Here is a 20,807-nt window from a genome sequence, read left to right on the forward strand (position 1 = left end):
TGGGTATCATCAGTGTGGGTTTGTGTCTTGGAGCATACAACCCTCGATCTTGCGGTATCGCGCTGATATGACTGTCGGTGAACGGGATCGGCTTGGGAAGGAGTCGCTATTAGGTATCTTGCCTCGGATATCATGGGAAGCAGGGGTGTGGTGATCCATGCTAAGAAAGTAAGTGCTTCCTGGGGTCTATACCTATTGATCGACGAGTTGTTCATGACAATGAATCTGATCGCCACTACTCGACCGTAAGGGGCCTCCAGAGTGCCTCATTACTTGATAACTGCTGGTTCGCTGAGAGGGTGTTGTATTGCTACGGGGTTGGCATCCATTCCTACATACCAGAATGTAGTTAGCCCCACAGGTATTTTCGGACATTTCAGAAAATGACCGAAATGTTCAGTTGGATCATCTTGGAGGATGTGGATGTACTGCCCGTTACTTTTCTAAAGAAGAATGTGACGAGCGATCCCGTACTCACAATGTCATCATGGAAGTGAGTCAAAGGGTTTTTCAGCTTCCAAATTATGGAACTCAGAGGTGGGCGGGGAGACATTGCGGTAGCTACCTCTTGGCTTTGGGTGCTGGTCAGCGGGTGCTTTATTGATTTCTACAACGGTTGTTTCTGCTCACCTTATCAATGCTGTAATACGTTGTCTGTTATGTGAGTGATTTTATGCGGAGTATCCCTGGTACCTTGTTTAGTGCAGGGTGCGTGTGTTCTTGCGGTGTTGTGCGATCTGCATTCCGAACTAGGGAGAGCACTGTCGATGATGCTCTGAACACGTTGCATCAATGACAGTGGGGTGTTTGCTTTTGTGTCACGGGAGAGATGCGATGGTGGCTGAGTGTCGCTAATAATTAATGGTTTTTCTGGGACTATCTGCGGTTTTAATTTATTGCTTGCAGTATGTGGACCGTAAGTGGTGTGGTTTACCACAGTAAGATGCCAATGATCAGCAGCGTGAAGAGGCTCCACTTGAGGGTTTGGTACAGCGTGTTGCTATATTCTTTCAGTGCTTTGCCTTTGAGGCGCAATGCGTAGAAGTAATGGAACACACGGTTGATGTTGCCGATCTTATCGCCTGCTTGGTTAGGTGAAGTGCCGGCAGCGATTAAATTGCGGGCTATGAGGCGATTCAATGCTTGTGCCCAGCGCCAGCGCATTGGGCGTTCGATATCGCAGAACAGGATGATGCGATTGTGCTCTGTGTCGTTACGTGCGTAGTGGATATAGGTCTCGTCGAACATGACCCATTCGCCGTCGTGCCAGGTGTAACGTTGACCATCGACGTCGATAAAGCAGCGCGGGTTGTTGGGAGTTGCTAAACCCAGGTGTAGACGCATCGAGCCGGCGAATGGGTCGCGGTGTGGACGCAAGTCACCGCCCGGTGGCAGTTCGGCGAACATGGCGGCCTTGACCGTGGGAATGTTTTTCAGCAGAGCTGTGGTTTTGGGGCACAGCGCGATAGCAGATGGATGTGTGGTGCCGTACCACTTTAGGTAGAAGCGTTTCCATCCACGTCGGAAGAACGAGTTGAATCCTGCGTCGGTATGGCCGTCGGCTGCTCGGATCTTCTGTATGCGTTGCAACGCGAGTGCCTCGTCGCGGATTGTAGTCCATTGAGTGCGTAAGGGCATCAGCTCGGGGAAGAATGTGGCGGGGTCGATGAACGGTGTCGTGGGTATGCGGGAACACAGGTACATCAGTGCATTAATCGGTGCCATGAAGGTCGAATGGTCGAATAGCTGCCGTCTCCAACGGTGGCGAACACGGCCTCGGAAGTGGGTGTACAGGACCGAAGAGATAAAAAGGACTATGAGAGACCATTTAATCATGTGAAGGGGAAGTATCGCAGTATCAGAGGAGAAGAGTGATCGTATCCCAAGGGGCGAGTCTTGTGGCTGCGGTGCTTAGCTGGAATCACGGCGGCGGATTGGAATGGAGTCGATTGGCATACTGGCAACTTCATGATTGTTTTCCATGATCATTGGGTTTGATGCTGGTGCCCAAGCACAGGCGTAGATGACTTCCCAGGAGCTGGGGAGTTTGTTATCGGCGTTGCGCCGTGCTTCATAGGCAGCAGTGGTTGCTGCGAAGCGGCCGCGCCCTGTCAGGGTAGTACGACGCTCTTGTAGAGCATTAGTTGCGCCGATCATACGCAGTGCACGCATCAGTGCTGGCAAGTTGTCGTAGGTCAGGGTGAACAGATCGCGGTCCAGTACGGGGTTCTGGAAATGAGCCAATACGAGTGCGTCGCCAAACTGGGCCATTGATGGAAAAGGGCTGATGTGCGGTACTGTATCGGCCTGGGCAAATGCCTCACGCAATTCGATCAGAGTCTCTGGTCCAAAGATAGAGCACAGTAGCAGGCCGCCGGGCCGTAGCGCTTGGCGGAAGCCAGCCAATACCGTTGGTAGATCTTCGAGCCACTGTAGGCATAGGTTGCTGAAGATGACGTCGACACTGGCGTCGGCCACTGGCAGCGTGCGTGCATCGCCACATACCTGCGCAAATGGTTTCCACCAGTGACTGCGTTTCCGTGCTTCTTGCAACATCGGCATTGCTTGATCGAGTGCGATCACCTGTGCTTTGGGCCAGCGCTTTTTCATTGCGATGCTGGCACGTCCAGGACCGGCTCCTACATCGAGTATCACGCGCGGCATGTGGTTACCGAGGTAATCCAGGGATTCGAGCAGACGTTGTTCGACTTCTTGCTGGAGTATGGCGTTGGCGTCATAGCTGTGTGCTGCGCGCGAAAACGCGCGGCGAATGTGATGAGTATCAAAAATGCCGTTCATCAGTGGGTCATTGTAGAGGCATTGCATCTACTGATCTGGTGCTAGGAGCATGTTCACGATCTTTTGAGCCTTTATGCCGTTCCAGTTTAGGTTGAGTAACAAACGTTTGTAGTGTCTCCACAAGCCAGCGCGTTGTAGACATGCATCCTGTAGGAGTGGCGCAGTTCGGAAGATTTTGCCTTTTTCTTTGCAGGCATGCAGTGTCTTCTTTGATTCGGGTTATGCGTAATTTTTTAGTGTTCAAGTTCGTTCGGGTGGGTGTCTGAGCGATTGCTGTGCTTTTTCTGTATGTACGTCGGTTTTTTTCTCAGTGAGATCGATTCGATCAAGGCGGAGAATGTGGTGATGTCGTTACATTACATTTTGATCGTGCCGCATTTCGACGTAATCAGTGATATACAAGCGTCGCAATGAGGTCGAGCGCCTGTTCTGCAATCTTAAGCGCTATCGTCACATCTGCTTCCGATGCGAGAAGCTTGAAGTCATGTTCATCGCCTTCGTTTGCTTGGTTCTGATTGCTGATGGCTGGTAATCGTCTTGGCAATCCCTGGAGGGTGTTATTGATTGACCCAAACAGATGATGGTAGCTGCCAAGTGGCTAGATTCTTTTGATATTCGCTAGTGTTGGCATACTGCTTGTCGTGCGAGCAAGTCAGGATGGTCGTGATGCTGCTGAGTAATGCAGGATGCAAGCAGGCGAAGGAAGTGTGTTGGGCAAGGCAGAGGGGATTTACGGGGTATTTCGCTATGGTGGCGAAACAGTGTCCAATAGTTTCTCGTGCCGGTCATTGCACGCCTGTGCAAGTCCGACATCATTCTAATCGACGGGAGTACCCATATGCGGTAAGCCCTCAAAAACAGTCTTTCGCAAGTGTTCTGTGGACTTTGGCACCGCGTTATTTTTGTCTGTGGACGCTTTGGGAAGATCATTGCACCTGATGTTCACTCCGAGAAAAGCCCATTACATCATCGGTGCGTGAGGATCGCCTCGATCACATGTTTGTCAAAGCTTTCATTGTTGACGAGTAAGTGTGACGGCACCAATGCTTTGGTGTGTGGGGTTCGATCGATAGTTGCCCAGCTGCGGCAGTCTGAAAACGGGAGGGGTTGCACGCGCAATGTGGTCGGACACATATTCAACCGTATCGAACATTGTTCGTTGAATCTTGATGCGCGATGAGAAGCCAAGTGTGCCGGCAGTGATGTCGTATTCGCCTCACGTGCCTGTGTGCTTGGATCATGCGTGAAAACGTAAATATGATTTAGACGAGATACGAGATATCTGGTGCAAGCGGTGAGTATCATTTTCAAAAAATTCACCGTTTTATGGTGACAGCAATGATTTTTCCGATATTGGGTCCAGTTATGGAAAAAGGTGTGCAATTCAGATCAGCGTTGTGAGGCATTCTCAATAGCTAACGTGAACCAATGCGTGATCTGTAGTAAATGTGCTTGGCCCCAACATCGTATGAATTGCTGAGTGTGGAAATTGTTCGGGTCACGCAGTGCAGCCAGGCGTTCCTCGATATAGGTGCGAGTCAAAGGGATCTTGCAGCGGTGTTCGATGCAGTGACGCCAAGCTTCGTAGGTATTGGGGATTAATGGATTCATCACAGGGGTGAAAATGGGGTGTTTGACAGTATTTGCTGGGATTTATTATGTTACTTTATATCAACTATTTGATGGTGTTCATTTATCTGTGCCCATTGTTGGGTGTTTCTTGCCATTGATTGAATTGCAGTATCTGTGTGTGGTTTCACTGCGTATGCCGCGTGGAATCGTGACATGAATGACTTTGTTTGGCTGGGGGAGGGGGGCTGTCGTTATTTTGTTACTGAATTTTGTTACTGACGCCACGCTTGTGCTGGATTGTGGATAGCGAGTGCTGGCAAAGGAATGTTTTCGAAAGTGTTCATATTCATCTGTGTTTGCGGTTGCTTTTGTCTGCACAGGTCGATTTCCATCGCTTTCGATACTTCATGTGGGATTGGTGTCTATTGCTGGAGTTGTGGATGATCTCTGATGGGCAGGGTGATTGGCTGGTGGATTCATTACCTGTTGTACTGGTGTCGTGGCTGGTTGCAATCGATCCTGGGTATGAGGGTAAGAGTCCTGGAAAGCTCTGTAAAAACAATACGTACGAAAATCATCTGACAATGGCGGTGGCTGTTTGTTCGTGTGTGTATAAGTATATGGCTGCCAATTCACGTTATTTGCCGGTGGTCATTCTTATCGGCGATTGTCTTTTGCGATTGCATCAATGCGTAGTAATCGTGTGTTGCCACAAGGTTGATGTGTTCGTTCTGACCCATGTTGATGTTGCTTTGAACCATGATGCTCAGGGTGCTTCAGAGGATGTGCTGTTTGAAGATGCTGTCAGTTCTGTAATCACACGTTGGATTGCCAGTAGTGAGAATAGTGGCGACAACGACAGCCAATGTGTCCAGCATTCTGTACAAAAACCCGATGGTTTTTTCGATAAACAGCACGATCCCTTCTGGCGTGTAGTTCGGATACAGAGTGCCCACGCGATCCCGGTTGCATCTGTCGCGTGTTAAACAAGCTGCTTTCGTGGCAGATGATTGAGACTGGCTTCATGCGTGATACCGACAACTGTGGACGTTTGGTTTGTGGGCATCACCAGAATGTGTAGGTGCACTGGCTGTACTAGTCAGATTTTCTTCCTTATGTGTGTTGCGGGCTCTCGATGATGTCTACTTCTATTCCTGATGTTGTTGTTCATGAGCTCCCAGCAGTCGCTGCGCCGTTGCGTTGGGTTGGCATGGACGGGATCGTAGTACCAGTCCAATTGACTACTACCGATGGTGGCCAACGTTTGGTTGGACGGGCCAAAGCGCAGATTGATTTACCTGCTATAGAAGTCAAGGGTATTCATATGTCGCGCTTGTATCGCCTTTTAGATACGTATGCGGCTGAACCACTGACACCTGTTGGTATTTGTGGATTGCTGACCGCGATGGTGAACAGCCATGTTGATTGTGCATCTACCGCTGCCCGTGTGGATTGGCGTTTCGATTGGCTGAAGCGTGTGCCGGCGTTGGTGAGTGGCGACTTGGCTGGTTGGCGTGGTTATCCGGTGCGGCTGCGTGCCGAATGTTGTTCTGAGCGTGTTCGGTTCTGGTTGTGCGTGGAGGTTGCGTACTCGTCGACTTGTCCGTGTTCGGCAGCATTAGCGCGGCAGATGCTGGCCGATGCATTTCTACAGGAGCACGCTGATGTGTCTGCATTATCACCCGTGACCATTGCCGATTGGTTGCGTCGGCATGGTTCCTATGCCACACCACATAGCCAGCGCAGCGTGGCATGTATTGAGGTTGCACTGGCTGAGCAGGCATCTGAATTGGGTCTTGCCGCATTAGTCGACTGTGCCGAGCGCATCTTGTCCACGCCTGTGCAGGCGGCGGTACGGCGTGTCGATGAACAGGCTTTTGCTCGCCTCAATGGCGCTAACTTGATGTACGTGGAGGATGCTGCACGCCGTTTGCAGCACGGATTAGCCATCCATTATTCCGCTTTCAGGGTACATGTACGGCACTTGGAGAGCTTGCATCCTCACGATGTGGTTGCCAGTACCGAAGATGCGTTATCGACCTGATCCATGTTCAATTCAAGATGCATGAAATAGTCCTTTCTGGTTCCCATCACAAGTGCTGTCCTATGATCCGTAAAAACCCGCGGGGAGACCTGCCTGATGTTCACGAAAGTGCTTTCGTTGATCCTACTGCCATCCTATGTGGCTGTGTCATTGTTGAAGCTGGTGTTTTTATTGGCCCGTATGCGGTCATCCGTGCCGACGAGACCACGGCTGACGGGGAGATTAAGCCGATTCGGATTGGTGTTGGTGCCAACATCCAGGATGGAGTGGTGATCCATTCCAAGTCTGGCGCTGCGGTGACGATCGGTGCACGTACCTCGATCGCGCATCGGGCGATCGTGCATGGGCCATGTACGGTCGGCGAGCGTGTTTTCATTGGTTTCAACAGTGTGTTGTTCAACTGTGTGGTTGGTGATGGTTGTGTCGTTCGGCACAACGCGGTGGTCGATGGTTGTGATTTGCCCCCTGGCTTCTACGTACCTTCCACCGAGCGGATTGGGCCAAGTACCGACCTTGGCACAGTGCCGCGAGTCACTGCGGCTGCCTCCGAGTTTTCCGAAGATGTGGTGGAGACTAACCACCGGCTCGTCGAGGGTTATCGCCGGCTGCGCAACGAGTTGTAGACATCGCTTCAGACGGCCTGTTGTTTTCGTGCGCCCGTGATGGTTGGAAATGCAAAAATTTCTACCGTAGGCGGTGCTTTGGGGAACAACTCAGTGTGTGGTCTACGATGTAGGCAAGATGTTCACGTTTATCCTGAAGGCACGAAGCCCCGGTCTTATGACCGAGGCTTCGGAGGCCTGTCCAGGCTGCTAGAATCAGCGATTTTGAAGGCGTCCGTTGTTTGATTGAGCTTCAAGGTATTGCTTGGATTGCTCATCCAGCTTGTCGCCGAGTATACGTCGTACCACGACGAAGAACAGCGGGATGAAGATCACCCCGAGGATGGTTGCGAAAGCCATGCCACCGATCACGCCGGTGCCAATCGAATGCCGGGCGTTGGCTCCAGCACCCGTGGAGATGGCTAGTGGCAACACACCCAAGATGAACGCGAAGGACGTCATCAGGATTGGGCGGAAGCGTAAACGTGCTGCATCGATGGCTGCTTCACGCAATGTTTTGCCAACGGCGCGTTGTGCGACGGCGAATTCCACAATCAGAATTGCATTCTTTGCTGCCAGACCGATCACTGTGATCATGCCGATTTTGAAGTACAGATCGTTCGGTAAGCCACGAAGCATGGAAAATACGATGGCACCTAATACACCGATTGGTACGACCAGCAGCACAGCTACCGGAATTGACCAACTTTCATAAAGTGCTGATAAGCATAAGAACACCACGACGACAGACAGCACCAATAGTAACGTTGCGGCGTTGCCAGCGATGATCTCCTGGTATGACATCCCGCTCCAGTCAAAGCCAAACCCACGTGGCAAGTCGTTGTTAACGATGCTTTCCAACACATTCATCGCTTGCCCCGATGATGCACCAGGTGCTGTGTTGCCAACAATATTGATTGCTGAATAACCGTTATAACGGCTGAGTGATGGCGCTGCGTATACCCAATCCGTCTTGACCACGTTGCTGAGCGGAATCATTGACGGTTGGCCATTAGTATCAGTGGCTGAATTGCTGGGTGTGTAGAAGTTGCGTAGCGAATCAGGGCTGGTGCGATAAGTGTCGTCGGCACGCATGTTGACGCGTTTAATGCGGCCTTCCGAGAAGTAATCGTTCACGTAGGTTGGAGCCAGCATTAGTTGGATCGCTGTGTAGATATCGCTGGTTGACAGGCCCATCGATTCTGCCTGCACGCGATCAACAGTCAATTGCAGCTGAGGAGAGTTTTCCAGCCCGTTCGGGCGCACGCCGATCATCACGTTCTGGTGTTGCGCGGCCTTGCCAAGTAGCAGATTACGTGCTTGGGTCAGTGCTTCTTGGCCGGTACCAGTCCGGTCTTGCAGCCACATATCGAAGCCACCGAACTGTCCAAGCCCTTGCACGGTGGGAAGGTTGACCACGAATATCTGGGCTCCTTTGATGCCGTAGAACATACCGTTAAGCTGCTGAATGAGTTGATCGGCCGTCTCATGACGCTCATCCCATGGTTTTAATCGGATGAAGCCCATTCCCACGTTTTCACCCGAGCCAACGAAACTGAAGCCAGTGATCTGCATGAGTCCTTCGATGGCTGGTATCTTCTCCAGTATGGTGCGCATCTGAGCGAATACTTCGTTCGTACGCGCCTTGGTGGCGCCCGGGGGCAGCTGTACAATGGCCAGCGCGAAGCCTTGGTCCTCCTCAGGTAGAAAACTTGTGGGCATCCTTGTGAATAAAAAGCCACAGAGCACCACGAGCACTGCAAACAGTGCTGTCCAACGTGGAGTACGCTTGAGCGTGTTGCTGATCAGACCGACATAGCGATGTGAGAGTTTGTCGTAGTACTTGTCAAAGATACGGAATATCCAGTTTTTCTTTTGCCCATGGGTGGACTTTAGAAACGCTGCACACAGTGCAGGCGTGAAGCTTAGTGCTAGGAATGCTGAAAAACCCATTGACATAGCGATCGTCAGTGCGAACTGCTTGTAAATCGCCCCGGCTGCGCCCGGTTGCATCGCGGTAGGGATGAACACGGCTGTTAACACAATGCTGATGGCCACTACTGCGCCGGTGATTTGTGTCATCGCCTTCTGCGTGGCGGCTTTGGGCTCCAGATGTTCTTCGGTCATAATGCGCTCGACGTTCTCGATCACGACGATCGCATCGTCGACCACGATGCCGATGGCTAGCACCATTGCAAATAGGGTGAGTTGGTTGATCGTGAATCCGATCGCCAACATACCTGCGAAGGTGCCGAGCAGCGCGACCGGAATCACCAGCGTCGGGATGATCGTCGCACGGAAGTTCTGCAGAAAGATCAGCATTACAAGGAATACCAAGACAATCGCTTCGGCTAGTGTCTTCACCACTTCCTTGATCGATATCTTGACAAAAGTGGTGCTTTCATAAGGGGTGAACCAGGTGACGCCTTGCGGGAACGTGCTTTGCAGCTCGTCCATTTTGGTACGTATTCTCTCGACCACCTTCAACGCGTTGGCACCAGGTAGCAGCTGTACACCAAAGGCACCAGCGGGTTGACCGTTGTACTGGGAGTCAAGCCCATAGTTTTGTGTGCCGATCTTGACTCGCGCTACGTCTTTCAGCCGTACCGTGCTGCCGTCATTATTAGTGCGTAGGATGATGTTCTCGAATTGTTCAGGTGTGCTGAAGCGGCCCTTCGTGGTGACGGTGGTGGTGAATTTTTGGTCGGTCGGTGCTGGGTCGGCCCCGATTGAGCCGGCAGCGAATTGCACGTTCTGGTTTCTGATCGCGTTGTACACTTGGCTTGCTGACAGGTGGTAGCCCTGTAGTTTTTCTGGATTCAACCAGATATTCATGGCGTACTCTGCACCGAACTGATTGGTGCTGCCGACGCCAGGGACACGTGAGATCTGCTCAAGCACGTGTGAGCCCACAAGGTCGTTTAATGCGTCGCGGTCGAACGCAGGGTTGTCTGAGCGTAATGCCCCCACCATCAGGAAGCCCGCGTTAGCCTTAGCCACCACGACGCCTTGTTGGGTGACTTCGGTGGGAAGGCGAGGAGTGGCCAGCGACACCTTATTTTGGACCTGTACCTGGGCGATATCTGGGTTGGTACCGGTTTCAAAAGTGAGTGTGATCGTGGCCTGACCATTGGAGGCCGAGGAGGAACTGAAGTACAGCAGGTGATCAATGCCGGTCAGTTGTTGTTCGATCACTTGAGTGACTGACTTTTCTAGTGTGTCGGCACTAGCACCAGGATAATTAGCAGTGATGGTCACCTGTGGCGGAGCGATGCTCGGGTAGGATTCAATGCCGAGGTTGAAGATCGAGATCACACCCGCAAGTGAGATCAGGATCGCCACCACCCAGGCGAAGATTGGGTGCTCAATGAAAAATTTTGGCATGGTGGGCGCGTCCGTTACTGTTCGGTTTTAGCGGCGTTAGTTGGCTTGTTGGCTTGTGCGTGAGAGGTGTTGGGATTAAATGCACTTGGTTTCCAGGGTGTGCTCTTGGCCGGAATACCTTCTTTGACCTTCTGGATGCCGTCGACGATCACTTGATCTCCGGTGCTTAGTCCCGCGGTGATCAGCCACTGGCCATTTTGCAGCCCGGTAGTGGTCACGTTCTTGCGCATGACCTTGCCGTCTTTGCCGATCACGAGTACGTAGGCACCGGTAGTGTCACGTTGCACCGATGTGCCGGGCAGCAGGATCGTATTGCTGCGCTGGCCGAGGGTGGCTTTGAATGTGACAAAGGCGCCTGGTAGTAGCAGGTGATCGGAATTTGGCAGCACCGCGCGCAGTGACACTGTACCGGTGCGAGGATCGACGGTCGCTCCGGAGAAATCCAATGTCCCTGAGTGTGCATATTTGCTGCCGTCGCTAAGTAGCACGTCGACAGTGGATGTACCGCCGCTGCTCAATTGCACACTTCCCTGGTGCTGCGCTTGGCGCAGCTGCAACAACTCGTCATTGCTGATTGAGAAGTTCACGTACAGCGGATCGATTTGATCAACGGTGGTCAGCAGGGTACTGCTCCCAGAGCCAACGAGAGCTCCTTCAGTGACTTGCTGTTGGCCAGCCCGACCGCTGATTGGGGCAGTCACGTTGGCGTAGCTGAGGTTGATTCGTGCACTTTCCACTGCGGCACGGGCTTGTTGGACACTGGCGGCGGCAGTGCGCTCTGTGGCCTCCGCATTGTCCACATCCGAGCGTGAGACGTACTGTTCCGGCGACAAGCGGCGGGCACGGTCAGCGACGATCTTGGCATTTTTGTAAGTGGCTTCGGCTGCGGTTAAACGACCTTGTGCTTCAGACAGTACGGCCTTAAAGGGTGCCGGGTCGATTTGGAACAGCGGCTGGCCCTCTTTCACTTCGGTGCCTTCGGTGTATATCCGCTTTTGCAATACTCCAGCCACGCGTGCACGTACGTCTGCAGAGCGGTAGGCTGATAGACGTCCGACTAAATCAAGTTGTATTGGGGTTGTTTGCGGCTTCGCTTCGACGATACCAACTTCCGGCGTTGGCATCTGCGGCTGTGCCGGCTTGCTGCATGCGGTCAGTGCTAGCAAGACAGTGCAGGCCAAGCCGAGTACGCGGGACGGGACAGTCATCGGGAGTGGCTCCGAGGTTGTGAGTTGATCTGAAACTAAAATATGCGATGGTTGTTGCAGACACGTGGTGTTTATGTATTGCATGCTTTGCAAACCATCTCCGGTTGTATTGTGGTGACCTTGAGGTGGGGTGCTTCCCAGGCAGGGCCGTTCTGAAGTAATGCTCCAAACGATAGCGTATTGGCATTCATGAGTGCGGTCATTAGGAGCGCTGCCTTGTGGTGTGTTTATGGCTCTAACCGAATATGTGGTAGAGCATCTGAATTGGTAGACACTGATCCTGAAGTGTTCAATGCCCTCCGGGGTCAGATTCAAGCGGTCTCACTGAGCAACTATACCTCTCAGTTTGATTTCATATAGCCCTTGACGCGGTTTCATATCTGTGTACACGCCGTTCTCTTCGCTGCGATGGGGGTACCTTTTGTGTCAGATTCAAGTTTATTAAGGTGTCCATGACGTGGGAATCATTATCGCGTTGAGAGCGTGTTGCGAATTTATGAACCAGTTGGGGGATAGATGCGGATGGCTTTCTAAAATCCAAGTCTTCCCAGCGTTTCGTATTCGTAGTTGAAGAATGTGCTTTTTTCTCGAATCTTGATGCTGCTGATCGATGGCAGCCATCTGTAAACCTATTCACATGCCGATGATGATGGCGGCATCCGTAAGCGGAGCAGCAAGGTAGAGATGATGTTGTTGGATATAGCGGCGCTCACGCAGGTTGCGCTGGTCATGTCTGGCAGCGTGTAAGAGCCCGCTCGCATACTTTCGCTGGTGGGGCAAGCACATCTCGTTATGGCCCAGATAGGTGAAGGTGGGCTTGGTGGATCATGATGACATATGGTCGATGCCAGCATAGCAAGCGTGGAAAGCAAAAACGGTACTTTCCGGTGATGACCTGTGTCGCTGCCAGGACGCTCTGTTTACGCGTCTTGATGCTCAGCGACACAGCACGGCATTTTAATCCGTATCCCGTGTATGCAGAAAGCAGTCTAACCTGCTCCCGTTACAATAGATATTGATCAACAAGCATGTGCGACTGAGTCATGGCCTCCAAGAAGTCTTTATCAACATCGGTCAAAGGATCTTCCAAGACTCCTGCTAAGCGATCGGTGGTTGGCGATGTTGAGCCGGGTTGCATGGTTAACCTGGAGTCTGTGTTCGCAGTATTGCGTGAGCGGTGTCCGGTGTCCAAGCAATCCGAGGTGCAGCGATTCGGAGCCAGTTTCTACCGCAGCATGGAAGTGGACGAATTCACCAGGCATACGCCGCAACAGTGGGCTGCATTGGCCATGGACATGCTGGAGTTTGCTCGCGTACGCAGGATTGGCATGGTGAACGTGCGTGTGTACAAACCCACTTCCAATGCTAACGGTTGGGGCAGCTGCCACACCATGCTGCAGGTTGTCAACGACGACATGCCGTTCCTGGTAGATACGATCATCATGATTTTGACTGAGCTTGGCATTGGTGTGCATTTGCTCTTTCATCCGGTGATCCACTTGACTCGCGACAAGGAAGACAGGCTGATCACGGTTGGTGAGGGCAACGCCGAGTCGCTGATGTTGCTGGAGATCGACCGCCAGTCTACTGAGCAGATGGCAGTGATCGAGACGGCAATACGTAATGCAATGGACCAGGTTCGCGCAGTGGTGACCGACTGGGGCGCGATGCGTGAGCAAATGGTGAGATTGGCCGGTGATGTGGCCATGCGTTATGTGCCGAATGAGGCGCTGAGGCATGAGATGCAGGCATTTTTGCGCTGGCTGGCGGCAGATCACTTTATCTTCTTCGGTTACCGTGAATATAGAGTTGAGCAGCACGGCGAAGCAGTCGTATTGGTATCGTTGCAGGACACTGCTTTGGGACTGATGCGTGGCCGTGATGTATCGCCGCCACGCTCGATTGCGAGTTTTGCTGCCTACGGGTTGAGTCAATCTGCAGGCCACCATGAGCCACTGATCCTGACCAAGACCAATGCACGCTCACCGGTGCATCGTACTGGCCATATGGATTACATCGGTGTACTGCAGTTCGATGCCGAAGGCAGGATGATCGGTGAGCGGCGCTTCCTGGGTTTGTTTACCTCCAGTGCCTATTATTGCCGCCCATGGGAGATCCCGTTCGTTCGCCAGCGCTACGAATACGTGATGAGTAGGTCGGGCCTGATGTTGAACAGTCATAGCGGCAAGGCGCTGCGCCACATTCTGGAGATGCTCCCGCGTGAGGAGCTGTTTCAGTCCGATGATGAGGCGCTGTATCGCACTGCAATGGGCATCCTCGGTTTACAGGATCGGGTGCGCAGCCGCTTATTCTTGCGCCGTGACAAGTACAAGCGTTTTATCTCAGCACTGGTTTATGTTCCGCGCGAGCATTTCAATCAGGATGTGCGTTTGCGTATCGAGGCGTTGCTGAAGGACGTCTTGCAGGGCGAATACATCGATTCTTCAATGGTAGTGAGTGAGTTGTCGCCATTGGCGCAGTTGCATCTCATCGTGAGGTCTCAAAGTGGCCATACGCTGGAACCAGACATCCGGGCATTGGAAGAGCGCGTGGCACATTTGCTGCGTAACGGGCAAGACGCGCTACGCGAGGTACTGGTGACACGTCATGGTGAGGATGTCGGCTTGCGCATGGCGGCCCTCTATGGCCGTGCGTTGCCCGCGGGTTACTTGGAAGAGTCTTCTATCGAGTCTGCGGCAGTGGATGTCGAGCACGTGGCGGCATTGCATGGCCCTGACGATCTGCGTCTGAGCTTGCATGTCTTGCCGTGTTCCGGTTCGCCAGGGCTGCGTTTGAAGCTATACCGTCAGTTGGACGGTATCCCGCTCTCCGATGTGTTACCGATGATGGAGAACTTGGGATTACGTGTGATTTCCGAACGGCCATACCGTTTGCAGATTGGGTCGGTTCCAATATGCATCCAGGATTTCGAAATCAAATCTGCTGTCGGCACCATTGATATAGCCGCAGTGGGCGTGCTTTTCGTTGAGGCGTTCGTTCAGATCTGGAACGGCCATGCCGAAAACGACGGCTTTAACAGCTTAGTGCTTGCCGCCGGTCTGCATTGGCGTCAGGTGGCGCTGCTGCGCGGCTACTGTAAATACCTTCTGCAAACGGGTGTGCCGTTCTCACAAAGTTACGTTGAAGTGACTTTTGCCCACTACCCACTGTTGGCGAGATTGCTGGTGGAACTGTTCGAGGCCCGTTTCAACCCGGCCATTGATGATGCGGCCAAATCCTGGATCGACCAAGATCAATCGCAGCGACGTGCCCGGTTGACGGCATTGACTGGTGATGATGAGGCTGCTTTGAAGGTATTGCAGCCAGTGCTTGAAGCATGTTTCAGCAGTCGTGGTGTATATCGAGATGCTATCCACGATGTGCTGCTGAAGCTGATGGACCGTGTCTCCAATTTGGACGAAGACCGTATCTTGCGCAGTTTCATCGGTGTGATCGATGCGACTTTGCGTACCAACTATTATCAAACCGGTAAGGATGGCCAGCCGGGTCCCTGTATCAGCTTCAAGTTCGATTCCACTCAGGTGCCGGATTTGCCTAAGCCGCGCCCATACCGTGAAATTTTTGTCTACGGCCCGCGTGTGGAAGGCGTTCACCTGCGTTTTGGTCCGGTCGCTCGTGGTGGTGTGCGGTGGTCTGATCGGCGTGAAGATTTCCGCACAGAGGTACTTGGCCTGGTCAAAGCGCAGATGGTGAAGAACACGGTTATTGTCCCAGTGGGTGCCAAGGGAGGGTTCTTCGTGAAGTGCCTGCCATCCGTTGCGGATCGCGATGCGATCCAGGCTGAAGGCATCGCATGTTACACCCTGTTTATCCAGTGTCTGCTGGATATGACCGACAACATGATTGGCGGTAAGATCGTGCCGCCAGCGCAGGTGGTGCGTTACGATCAGGATGACCCGTATCTGGTGGTTGCGGCCGACAAAGGCACTGCAACGTTTTCCGATATCGCCAATCGTTTGGCGTTGGACCACGGTTTTTGGTTGGGTGATGCGTTTGCCTCCGGTGGATCGGTCGGTTATGACCACAAGCGCATGGGTATTACCGCACGTGGTGCCTGGGAGTCAGTCAAGCGCCACTTCCGCGCGCTTGGTCGTGATTGCCAGAATGAAGATTTCAGTTGCATGGGCATTGGCGACATGTCAGGTGACGTGTTTGGTAACGGCATGTTGTTGTCACGCCATATTCGTCTGGTGGCCGCGTTTGATCATCGCCACATTTTTTTGGACCCAACGCCGGATGCAGCCATCTCGTTTACCGAACGTGAGCGTATGTTTAAGCTGCTGCGTTCCAGTTGGACTGACTACGATGCCACCTTGATCAGCAAAGGTGGTGGCGTTTATCCGCGTACTCTTAAGTCGATCCAGATCAGCCCGCAGGTCGCTGCGGTGCTAGGCCTGGATACCAACATCAGGGCATTGTCACCAGACGGATTGATAAGCGCTATTCTCAAAGCACCCGTAGACCTGTTTTGGAACGGTGGCATCGGTACCTATGTTAAGGCGAGCAGCGAGACGCATACCGATGTCGGTGACCGTGCCAATAACGGTCTGCGCGTCAATGGCGTTGAGCTACGCTGCAAGATCGTAGGTGAAGGTGGCAACCTGGGGTTGACTCAACTGGGTCGCATTGAGGCGGCTCACAACGGTGTGCTGCTTAACACCGATTTCATCGACAATTCAGCGGGTGTAGACACCTCTGACCACGAGGTCAACATCAAAATCCTGCTCAATGATGTGGTGCAGGCCAAGACGCTCAGCTTCGAGGCGCGCAACACACGATTGGCATCAATGGCTGATGAAGTCGCGCAGTTAGTGCTGTGGGATAACATCCGTCAGAATCAGGCGATTAGCTTGATGGAGCGGATGAGTGTCAAGCGTCTTGGCTCCAAACAGCATTTCATCCGCACCCTGGAGCAACAGGGCTTGCTTGATCGGCAGATCGAGTTCCTGCCATCCGACGCTGAGTTATCAGCACGTAAGGCACGTGGTTTGGGCCTGACGCGGCCGGAGCTGGCGGTGCTGCTGTCGTACTCCAAACTGGTTGCGTTTCAGCAGCTGCTTGAATCCGACGTGCCTGAGGATCCTTATCTGTCAAAGGAATTGCAGCGCTACTTTCCAGAGCCGTTGCAGAAGACGTATGCCCACGTGATGGAGCAGCATCGCTTGAAACGCGAGATCATCGCGACGGCGGTAACAAATACAACGATCAATCGCATGGGAGCGACTTTCCTGATGCGGATGCAGGAGGACACCGGGCGCAGTATTGGTGAGGTTGCGAAAGCCTACACGATGAGCCGCGAGACGCTAGGTGTACGTACATTATGGGCTGAGATCGATGCACTGGATGGACAGATACCTGAGTCGGTGCAGATAGACGCATTGGAGGTGATCTGGCGGCTGCAATGGTCATGCGTGCGTTGGTTGCTGCTGCGTCCTGGTCAGATGCCGGATATTACCGCGGTCGTGGAGCGCTACCACGGAGCGTTCAACGACATCCGTATGGTTGCTGCGGTGTTGCCGGATCAGCAACGCGCCGCTTACGAGGCCAGCGTGCAGGGCTGGACGAATCAGGGATTGGCGCTGGTGCTGGCGCAGCGACTGTCTGAGTTGTCTTACCTAGACAGGGCGTTTGACATTATCGAATTAGCGCACACGTGCAAGCTCAAGCCAGTGGAGGTGTCCAAGGTGCATTTCCGCCTGGGTGCGGCGTTGGGGTTGCCATGGCTGTTCGCGCACATTGACGCGCTGGAGGTCAGTGGCCGCTGGCATGCGATCGCGCGCGGCGTGTTGCGTGATGAACTGGCAGCGCACCAGCGCGCTTTGTCCGGCCATGTGCTGACGATGCCGGGCGTGAGTGCGGAGGAAAAGGTTGATCAATGGATCGCGCGTGATGACAGCGGTCTGCGTTTCACATTGTCGATGTTGGCTGAATTGAACGAGCAGAAGACCCTGGATTACCCAACTGTCTCGGTGGCGGTACAGCGTTTAGGGCAGCTTGCTGCGCATGGCGCTTGAGGGCTTGGTCGCTGATGTACTCCCTCGTCTGTCCGGTGCGTCTAAACGGGTCATAGGGTTGCCGTATGCTGAAGGGCCTGTCCCTGGAGATGATGATGACTGCCGTAACTCGTATCGCTTTCCTCGCGAGTACCGCTGAGCCGGCACAACGGGTACGCCAGCAGCTGATGGCCCGCTATGGCGATTATCCGATTGAGGAGGCTGATGTACTGTGCGCTTTGGGGGGCGATGGCTTCATGTTGCAGACCTTGCATCGCCATGGGGCAAGCGGCAAACCGGTGTATGGTATGAAACTGGGTTCAGTCGGCTTTCTGATGAATCAATATCACGATGATCTGCTCGCACGCTTGCAGCGTGCTGAACCGGCCAAGCTGCGTCCGTTGCAGATGCTGGCGGAAACTGAATCCGGTGTCAGTGTTGATTCGTTGGCCTATAACGAGGTCTCGCTGCTGCGCCAAACGCATCAGGCGGCGCATCTCAGTATCGATCTCAATGGCCAAACTCGGATTGATGAGTTGACCGGCGATGGTGTCATCGTTGCCACCCCGGCTGGCAGCACCGCTTACAACTATTCTGCACACGGCCCAATTCTGCCGCTGGGATCGCATACTTTGGCGCTGACACCAATTGCTCCCTATCGACCGCGACGCTGGCGTGGTGCGATCCTTAAGGCCGATACTGAGATTCGCTTCCGTGTGTTGGATCCCTATAAGCGTCCCGTCAGTGTCACTGCCGATTCCCATGAAATTCGCGATGTCGTTGAGGTCACCATCCGTGAATCGACCGAGCAGCGTGTTACTTTGCTATTCGACCCCGAGCATAATCTTGAGGAACGAATCTTCAACGAGCAGTTTGCTGTCTGAGCCATCTCCCGCCTCAGGTGGCAGGCTGCCATGCCAGGGAAACGGGAATGTTCTGATTGCTCCTTCCACATCATGAACCTTATCTATGCCAGATGATTCTCATAGATTGCTGACCGTTGCAGTGACTTCACGTGCCTTGTTCGATCTGGAAGAGGGGCATGCCTTGTTCGAACGTGATGGTGTCGATGCTTATGCTCACTATCAACGTGAACACGAGGATGATGTGCTGCAACCTGGTGTGGCTTTTCCCGTAGTCCGCAAATTGCTGGCGTTGAATCGGGGGGCGCTGACCGATATGCCGCGGGTTGAGGTGATCTTGCTGTCGCGCAATTCTGCTGACACTGGTCTGCGTATCTTCAATTCCATCCAGCACTACGGTCTTGGAATTGTGCGTGCTACTTTCACGTCTGGTGAGGCAACATGGCCTTACGTCAAACCCTTCGGTACCGACCTGTTCCTATCGGCCAATCCGGTCTCAGTGCGGCGTGCGTTGGAGCACGGCATCGCCGCAGCAACAATCATGCCGCGCATGCCGGGTGAACGTGTAGAGGCTGCGGCGGCAGTCTCCGACAACGCAGGCAGTGCTTTGCCAGCGCAACTGCGCATTGCCTTTGACGGTGATGCCGTTATCTTTGGCGATGAGGGCGAGCGCATGTCCCGCGAGCAAGGAATAGAGGCGTTTGGTCGCTACGAGCGTGAACGCGCACGTGAGCCGTTGACTGGCGGGCCGTTCCGTAATTTTTTGTCCGCACTCCATGCGTTGCAGGCGGCATTTCCGTCCGGTGAAGCTTCACCGATCCGCACGGCACTGGTCACTGCGCGTTCAGCGCCGGCGCATGAGCGTGTCATCCGCACATTGCGGGAATGGGGCGTGCGTTTGGACGAGGCGCTGTTCTTGGGAGGGCGACATAAGGGGCCATTCCTGGAAGCCTTTGGGGCGGATATTTTCTTCGACGATTCGCAGCACAATATCGACAGTGTTCGTCAGCACCAGGGTGTGGCTGCTGGGCACGTTCCGCACGGAGTTTCCAACGATCCGGGATAAGCGGTTGTTAAGACGGCCTGAGTGCTCCGGATTTGGCATCATGTTGAGCGGTCATGGTGTGGGCCACCGTGTAGATGCCGATGGCACATTGTTCATCATCGGGCTGCGTTTGCTCTCCACTTTCTGCGAATGGTGTTTCTGGGGGAGTCACAGCACACCAGTGCAGGTGTGGGTTGCGGCGATGACATGCGATTCGGCGGTGATCGTGCTGTGTGAGAGGCGTTCAGTATTCCACCGGATGATGTGTCTTTCACACTGAGTAAAGTCTGGATCACCAGGGGTTTGAATCGCACGCCACTAGGAACGCATTGAGGTGCTGTTGGAAGATGCTGATGGCTCTGATGGAAGCCCACTTACGTTGTTGGCCTTTATTTTCTATAGCAGTGAACGCTGTACGGGTTCCTGCAAAGCGGGTTCTGGATGTATCTGTACGTCACGGGTACTCACAGGGACTTGGCGTTAAACAACGCTTGCGGCAATCAGTGGGTGGCTAGTGCTGCTGGAACGGCGTATGAGTGACGTGGCGGCAATCGCTTGGAGCCATGAGTGACCGTGATATGTGATGCCTTCCATGAAGTTGCATGTAGGCTGCGTGGGAAGATGCGCAATTTTAATGATTGGAACTAGAGTTTTATGTGTCCAATCATGATGTACAGGCTGCTCTGTCATGGCGCGGATGCGAACCCAGCTTGCATGATCCTGCTGTTTAGCGGGTGCCCATCTGATTTTTTTCGGCTTTTTGTCGCTTTTTAATGATGCTGTCAGCGTCGGCTTGAGGGTAAAAAGCGTGTAGCTAAAGCGGCTGTTTGTGCATGTGACGATCAGGAGATGTGTGCTGGCAGTGACTGCAATTGTTGCGGGTGAGGTCGACAGCGTTTGCAATGGCATCCGCTCAAAGGAATCACGCGCTAATAACATTGAAAGTGTGGCTTTCCGTAGAGAAGCGTTCCTTATCGAATGTGCAATGTGCAACAACATTGATGTTTTTCTGGTGCTGTCTCGTCCATCTGTGGAGGATATCGGGAGCTTCAGGACAGCTGAGTTTTTCCGATGGGCTTAATGAGTCCGGAAGTGGTTGCATTCAGTGAGGATGATGGCTTGTTTTTGAGAGCGTGAGTGATTGTGTTGCATGGTCGATGCATGATGAGGCTTTCCTGGGATAGAAAGCGCAACATGGTTGTTGAGATACAGTGACTGGCTGTTGATTGACCACAGTCAACGTACATCGGGAACGTGCAGTACTTTATCCTCTGCT

At 53.2% G+C, this 20,807-nt stretch carries 12 protein-coding genes and 1 pseudogene; 7 read left to right on the forward strand and 6 right to left on the reverse strand.

What is annotated here, in order from left to right:
* Nucleotides 1-930 precede the first annotated feature (930 nt).
* Nucleotides 931-1,836, reverse strand: a complete 906-nt coding sequence (gene lpxO, locus PLS229_RS05045; RefSeq protein ID WP_038270046.1) for a lipid A hydroxylase LpxO — start codon at nt 1,834-1,836, stop codon at nt 931-933.
* 75 nt (nt 1,837-1,911) lie between these two features.
* The gene (gene bioC, locus PLS229_RS05050; protein ID WP_038270294.1) at nt 1,912-2,799 is read right to left on the reverse strand and encodes a malonyl-ACP O-methyltransferase BioC; all 888 of its coding nucleotides are present in this window, start codon (nt 2,797-2,799) and stop codon (nt 1,912-1,914) included.
* Between the two features lie 394 nt (nt 2,800-3,193).
* On the opposite strand from bioC, the pseudogene PLS229_RS05055 reads away from it, so the two are divergent.
* Nucleotides 3,194-3,331: pseudogene (locus tag PLS229_RS05055) on the forward strand (IS5-like element ISCARN85 family transposase); the annotation flags it as partial.
* 857 nt (nt 3,332-4,188) lie between these two features.
* Here the strand turns inward: PLS229_RS05055 and PLS229_RS05060 are convergent.
* Nucleotides 4,189-4,410, reverse strand: coding sequence for a hypothetical protein (locus PLS229_RS05060; RefSeq protein WP_051482239.1), 222 nt, complete (start codon nt 4,408-4,410; stop codon nt 4,189-4,191).
* A 386-nt stretch (nt 4,411-4,796) separates the two neighbouring features.
* Here PLS229_RS05060 and PLS229_RS05065 point away from each other — a divergent pair, with 386 nt between their 5' ends.
* The 3 genes from PLS229_RS05065 to PLS229_RS05075 all read left to right on the forward strand — a co-directional run bounded on the left by PLS229_RS05065 (nt 4,797) and on the right by PLS229_RS05075 (nt 7,038).
* Nucleotides 4,797-5,357: an N-acetylmuramoyl-L-alanine amidase gene (locus tag PLS229_RS05065; protein WP_162814091.1), complete on the forward strand. Its 561-nt coding sequence runs from the start codon at nt 4,797-4,799 to the stop codon at nt 5,355-5,357.
* A gap of 152 nt (nt 5,358-5,509) precedes the next feature.
* The gene (gene folE2, locus PLS229_RS05070) at nt 5,510-6,415 is read left to right on the forward strand and encodes a GTP cyclohydrolase FolE2 (protein ID WP_171898079.1); all 906 of its coding nucleotides are present in this window, start codon (nt 5,510-5,512) and stop codon (nt 6,413-6,415) included.
* Between the two features lie 62 nt (nt 6,416-6,477).
* Nucleotides 6,478-7,038: a gamma carbonic anhydrase family protein gene (locus PLS229_RS05075; protein WP_038270030.1), complete on the forward strand. Its 561-nt coding sequence runs from the start codon at nt 6,478-6,480 to the stop codon at nt 7,036-7,038.
* A 195-nt stretch (nt 7,039-7,233) separates the two neighbouring features.
* Here PLS229_RS05075 and PLS229_RS05080 read toward each other — a convergent pair whose 3' ends face one another.
* Nucleotides 7,234-10,401 (reverse strand): multidrug efflux RND transporter permease subunit, encoded by a 3,168-nt coding sequence (locus PLS229_RS05080; protein WP_038270028.1) that lies wholly within the window; start codon nt 10,399-10,401, stop codon nt 7,234-7,236.
* Nucleotides 10,402-10,415: 14 nt separating this feature from the next.
* On the reverse strand, nt 10,416-11,609 hold the full coding sequence (locus PLS229_RS05085; RefSeq protein ID WP_038270025.1) for an efflux RND transporter periplasmic adaptor subunit: 1,194 nt from the start codon (nt 11,607-11,609) through the stop codon (nt 10,416-10,418).
* Nucleotides 11,610-12,652: 1,043 nt separating this feature from the next.
* Between PLS229_RS05085 and PLS229_RS05090 the strand changes: the two genes are divergently transcribed.
* The 3 genes from PLS229_RS05090 to PLS229_RS05100 all read left to right on the forward strand — a co-directional run bounded on the left by PLS229_RS05090 (nt 12,653) and on the right by PLS229_RS05100 (nt 19,552).
* A complete protein-coding gene (locus PLS229_RS05090) occupies nt 12,653-17,644 on the forward strand; it encodes an NAD-glutamate dehydrogenase (protein WP_038270022.1) in 4,992 nt (1,663 codons plus the stop codon).
* A gap of 95 nt (nt 17,645-17,739) precedes the next feature.
* On the forward strand, nt 17,740-18,507 hold the full coding sequence (locus PLS229_RS05095; protein ID WP_038270019.1) for an NAD kinase: 768 nt from the start codon (nt 17,740-17,742) through the stop codon (nt 18,505-18,507).
* A gap of 85 nt (nt 18,508-18,592) precedes the next feature.
* Nucleotides 18,593-19,552 carry a 5'-nucleotidase gene (locus tag PLS229_RS05100; protein WP_038270016.1) on the forward strand — a complete coding sequence of 320 codons (960 nt, stop codon included), beginning with the start codon at nt 18,593-18,595 and terminating at the stop codon, nt 19,550-19,552.
* 459 nt (nt 19,553-20,011) lie between these two features.
* Here PLS229_RS05100 and PLS229_RS05105 read toward each other — a convergent pair whose 3' ends face one another.
* Nucleotides 20,012-20,470 (reverse strand): hypothetical protein, encoded by a 459-nt coding sequence (locus PLS229_RS05105; RefSeq protein WP_038270011.1) that lies wholly within the window; start codon nt 20,468-20,470, stop codon nt 20,012-20,014.
* Nucleotides 20,471-20,807: the final 337 nt, after the last annotated feature.

The sequence above is a fragment of the Xylella taiwanensis genome (genome assembly GCF_013177435.1).
Classification (GTDB): Bacteria; Pseudomonadota; Gammaproteobacteria; order Xanthomonadales; family Xanthomonadaceae; genus Xylella; species Xylella taiwanensis.

Bases quoted from the DNA above. Each gene is read 5' to 3' on its own strand.
- PLS229_RS05100 (WP_038270016.1), top strand. From the start codon at position 18,593: ATGCCAGATGATTCTCATAGATTGCTGACCGTTGCAGTGACTTCACGT.
- PLS229_RS05085 (WP_038270025.1), bottom strand. From the start codon at position 11,609: ATGACTGTCCCGTCCCGCGTACTCGGCTTGGCCTGCACTGTCTTGCTA.
- PLS229_RS05105 (WP_038270011.1), bottom strand. From the start codon at position 20,470: ATGTTATTAGCGCGTGATTCCTTTGAGCGGATGCCATTGCAAACGCTG.
- bioC (WP_038270294.1), bottom strand. From the start codon at position 2,799: ATGAACGGCATTTTTGATACTCATCACATTCGCCGCGCGTTTTCGCGC.
- lpxO (WP_038270046.1), bottom strand. From the start codon at position 1,836: ATGATTAAATGGTCTCTCATAGTCCTTTTTATCTCTTCGGTCCTGTAC.
- PLS229_RS05075 (WP_038270030.1), top strand. From the start codon at position 6,478: ATGATCCGTAAAAACCCGCGGGGAGACCTGCCTGATGTTCACGAAAGT.
- PLS229_RS05080 (WP_038270028.1), bottom strand. From the start codon at position 10,401: ATGCCAAAATTTTTCATTGAGCACCCAATCTTCGCCTGGGTGGTGGCG.
- PLS229_RS05095 (WP_038270019.1), top strand. From the start codon at position 17,740: ATGACTGCCGTAACTCGTATCGCTTTCCTCGCGAGTACCGCTGAGCCG.
- PLS229_RS05090 (WP_038270022.1), top strand. From the start codon at position 12,653: ATGGCCTCCAAGAAGTCTTTATCAACATCGGTCAAAGGATCTTCCAAG.
- folE2 (WP_171898079.1), top strand. From the start codon at position 5,510: ATGTCTACTTCTATTCCTGATGTTGTTGTTCATGAGCTCCCAGCAGTC.
- PLS229_RS05060 (WP_051482239.1), bottom strand. From the start codon at position 4,410: ATGAATCCATTAATCCCCAATACCTACGAAGCTTGGCGTCACTGCATC.